At 66.8% G+C, this 4,000-nt stretch carries 2 protein-coding genes and 1 pseudogene; 1 reads left to right on the forward strand and 2 read right to left on the reverse strand.

The window, feature by feature from the left end; translation table 11 throughout:
* The coding region (locus HNH97_RS15185; RefSeq protein ID WP_408870070.1) for a lysylphosphatidylglycerol synthase transmembrane domain-containing protein at positions 1–647 on the reverse strand (647 nt) is incomplete at its 3' end.
* A gap of 55 nt (positions 648–702) precedes the next feature.
* The gene (locus HNH97_RS15190; protein ID WP_171791446.1) at positions 703–2,319 is read right to left on the reverse strand and encodes a lysine--tRNA ligase; all 1,617 of its coding nucleotides are present in this window, start codon (positions 2,317–2,319) and stop codon (positions 703–705) included.
* 129 nt (positions 2,320–2,448) lie between these two features.
* On the opposite strand from HNH97_RS15190, the pseudogene HNH97_RS15195 reads away from it, so the two are divergent.
* Positions 2,449–4,000 (forward strand): annotated as a pseudogene (locus HNH97_RS15195) (ATP-dependent DNA helicase); the annotation flags it as partial.

Raw genomic sequence — 4,000 nt, forward strand, 5'->3', positions numbered from 1 at the left:
CACCGCCACAGCGTCACCTCGTTCAGGCGACGGCCCAGCAGGATATAGAGCGCAACCCCACCCCACAGCAGCAGGCCCACCCCCTCCAGCAGCAGGTGCGGCACCCGCGCGCCCACCACCGGCACCATTTCAGGTTCCCACAGCAGGACACCACCGATCAGCACCGCCGCACCAAGCAGGTAGGTGGCGGAGCAGAATGCGATGATCTGCGCCACCTCCAGCGGGCGCAAGCCCCAGTTGCCGTACAGGCGGAACCGCACCGCAGCCCCGGAGATGGCCGAAAAGCCAAGGTTGTGCGACAGGACATAGGAACAGAACGCCGCAAAGGCGGTGCGCCGGAACGGCATCGTGCGCCCGATCTGGCGCACCGCCAGCCAGTCATAGAAAGACAGCACGACATAGGACAGGACGGTCATCCCCGCCCCCGCCCACAGGGTGGCGGCCGGAATTCCCGCCAGCGCGTGACGGATATCCGCCCAGTGCAGGTGGCGCATCTCCCGCTGCACGACGATGATGGCGGCAACCATCAGCACCAGCCCCATGGCATGGGGAAGGTGCCGCAGCCACCTGCGCAGTCCCGTCACCTCCTTCCCCCCGGCGGCGGGAGACGATCCGGGCTGGCGTGACGGGGGCAGGCCGGGCGTCACGGAAAATACGGTCCCATCGGACGCGAAATCATCGCACGTGCAATCTCTGCCACGCCTACGATTGTGCGACCTGCGACGCGCTTCGGGTCAGCGCCGCCTCGATCAGGGCGACCGTCTCGCTGGCGCCATAAAGGGCGATGAAAATCCCGAAACGCGGCCCCTCCTTCTGCCCGAGCAGGACTTCGTAAAGGCAGCCAAACCAGCTACGCAGAGGCTCGAAGCCATGCCGCTTGCCGATCTCGAACACCAGGTTCTGGAAATCGTCGGGCGTGGCGGTGGCCGCATCCATCCCGCGCAGGGCCTCCGCCAGATCGGACAGGGCGGCGGTTTCCTTGCCCTCGGGCGCACGGTAATGTTTCGTCGGCCGCACGAAATCGGCGTAGTAGACGATCGCATGGTCCACCAGCCGCGCCAGCATCGGATCGCGCGTGGGCGAGGCATCGGCGTCATAGCGCTGGATGAACTTCCACAGCACGTCCGGCGTTTCGGCATTGGCCACGCTGGCGAGGTTGAGCAGCATGCCGAACGTGATCGGGCTGCCCGCATTGGCGGGGATGTGGCCTGCATGGATGAACCATGCCGGGTTGGTCCACAGCGCGGGGTCATCCACCTCCTGCGCCGCCAGCGCGCGCGTCACATTGGCGAAGTATTCATCCGTCGCCTTGGGGATCACGTCGAAAAACAGGCGCTTCGCCCGCTGCGGGGCGTTGAACATATACTGCCCCAGGCTTTCGGGCGGGGCATAGCGCAGCCATTCCTCCACCGAAATGCCGTTGCCCTTGGACTTGGAAATCTTCTGCCCGTTTTCATCAAGGAACAGTTCATAGGTCAGGCCCGCCGGGGCGCGGCCGCCAAGGATGCGGCAGATCCTGCCCGACAGGCGCACGCTGTCGATCAGGTCCTTGCCCGACATTTCGTAATCGACACCCAGCGCATACCAGCGCATGGCCCAGTCGGCCTTCCACTGCATCTTGGCATGGCCGCCGGTGACCGGGGTTTCGAACGTCTCGCCGTCCTCATCGGTCCAGCGCACGGTGCCCGCGACCGGGTCGATCGCATCCATGCGCACCTGCATCACCTGCCCGGTGCGCGGATGGATCGGCAGGACGGGGGAATAGGTGGCGCGCCGTTCCGCCCCCAGCGTGGGGGCGATGACGGCCACGATCTCGTCATGCACCTCCAGCACGCGTTTCAGGGCCGCGTCGAAACGCCCCCCTTCGTAATAGGTGGTGGAGGACGCGAATTCGTAATCGAAGCCGAAACTGTCGAGGAAGGCCTGAAGCCGGGCATTGTTGTGGGCGGCAAACGATTCATGCGTGCCGAACGGGTCGGGCACGCGCGACAGTGGCCGGCCGATATACTGGCGCAGCATGTCCTGGTTGGGGACATTGTCGGGCACCTTGCGCAGGGCGTCCATGTCATCGGAAAACGCCAGCAGGCGCGTCGGCTTGCCCGTGATGGCGGTAAAGGCTTGGCGGACCCATGACGTGCGCGCGACCTCGCCAAACGTGCCGATATGCGGCAGGCCAGATGGCCCGTATCCCGTTTCCAGCAGGACGGGACGTTCGGCGCTGACGGGCCTGTCGCCGACATGGGCCGCGAGTTTTGCGGCTTCCTCGAAAGGCCATGCCTTGGGCAGCGGGGAGGAGGGAATGCGATACTGTTCTGACATGGGGCCGAAAGCTATGAATTGCGGAAGGGCGGGTCAATCATCACCTTACACCATAATCGGCACCAAAGATAACTTCCGTTACAGGGAACAGGCGACATCGGGGCACATGTGCCCTATATGTTCACGATCATGACAGCCCCACCGTCCCTGCCGGATACCGCGCCTGCCCTGATCGTCAGACATGACGCCTGTTCGGTCCTGACGCCCGACGGGGAGATCCTGTCGCTTTCGCATGACGAGGTGCGGCGCGAACTTGCGCACTGGCCCGCGCCCGTGGTCATCCATGCGCCCGCCACCGCGCGCCGCCTCGACCTGCCGCCACCGGGGCAGCCCACGCCATGGCTGGACCTGCTGGAACTGTTCGCCTTCGCCATGCCCGCGCGGACCGTGCCGCCTACGGTGCGTGGACTGGCCCGCGCGCTGGATTTCCCGCTCGCCCGTATCGAAAGTGCGGAGGCCGACCTCCTGCTGGACATGGCCGACGACCTGCTCGGACGCATCGCGCGCCAGCACGATGGCCCGCATGGCCCGATGATGGCGGCGCTGGCGTTCAAGATGCGCCAGATGGGCTGGGCCTGGGGGGAGAGCGTGTGCCACGCGCTGCGTGTCGGGGCGGAGATCCCGGCCGAACAGATCCAGCCCAATGACGCCATCCGCGTCTGGCGCACCCTGCCCAAGTGGGAGGATACCGCCCCCCGGCCGCCGCCCGGCCCGCATCCCGTCACCCCAGCGGAGGCCCGCGCCCGCCTGACCGAGATCCTTGGCCCCAATGCGCGCACCCGTGCGGGGCAGGCGGATTTTGCGGACGTGGCCACCGCCGCCTTCGCCCCGCGCGCGCAGCAGGGCGCACCACACATGGTCCTGGCCGAGGCCGGGACCGGCACGGGCAAGACGCTGGGCTATATCGCGCCATCGAGTGTGTGGGCCCGGCGCAATGACGCCGCCGTATGGATCAGCACCTATACCCGCCACCTGCAGCGCCAGATCGAATCGGAACTGTCGCGGCTGTATCCCGAACCCGCCGTGCGGCGCGAACATGTCGTGATCCGCAAGGGGCGGGAAAATTACCTGTGCCTCCTCAACATGGAGGAGTCGGTCAACATCGCCCTGTCACGCGGCCCCAAGGCGGCAGGCGCGATGATCGGGCTGTGCCTGATCGCCCGCTGGGCAATGGCCAGTGGCGATGGCGACATCGCGGGCGGCGACCTGCCGGGGTGGTTTGGCGACCTGTTCGGGCGCGGCCTGCTGGCGGGAATCGCGGACCGGCGGGGGGAATGCATCCATGGCGCCTGCCCGCATTACCAGCGCTGCTTTGTCGAACATTCCATCCGCCGCGCCCGCACGGCCGACCTTGTGATCGCAAACCATGCCCTCGTCATGTCGCAGGCGGCATGGCACGCGCTCGATGGGGCAGGCACCGGCAGCGAGGACAATATCCCCACGCGCTATGTCTTTGACGAAGGCCATCACCTGATGGATGCCGCCGACAGCGCGTTTTCCACCGAACTGTCGGGGCTGGAGGCGGCCGAACTGCGCCGCTGGCTGCTGGGGGCGGAAGGGGCGCGGTCGCGCGCGCGCGGGCTGAAGCGGCGGCTTGATGACCTTGTGGTTGGCATGCCGCAGCTTGAAACCCCACTGGATGCCGCGCTGATGGCCGCCCACGCCCTGCCCGCCCCCGGAT

Origin of the sequence: Gluconacetobacter entanii, assembly GCF_013155425.1 — a bacterium.
Lineage (GTDB): Bacteria > Pseudomonadota > Alphaproteobacteria > Acetobacterales > Acetobacteraceae > Novacetimonas > Novacetimonas entanii.

Bases quoted from the DNA above. Each gene is read 5' to 3' on its own strand.
- HNH97_RS15190 (WP_171791446.1), bottom strand. From the start codon at position 2,319: ATGTCAGAACAGTATCGCATTCCCTCCTCCCCGCTGCCCAAGGCATGG.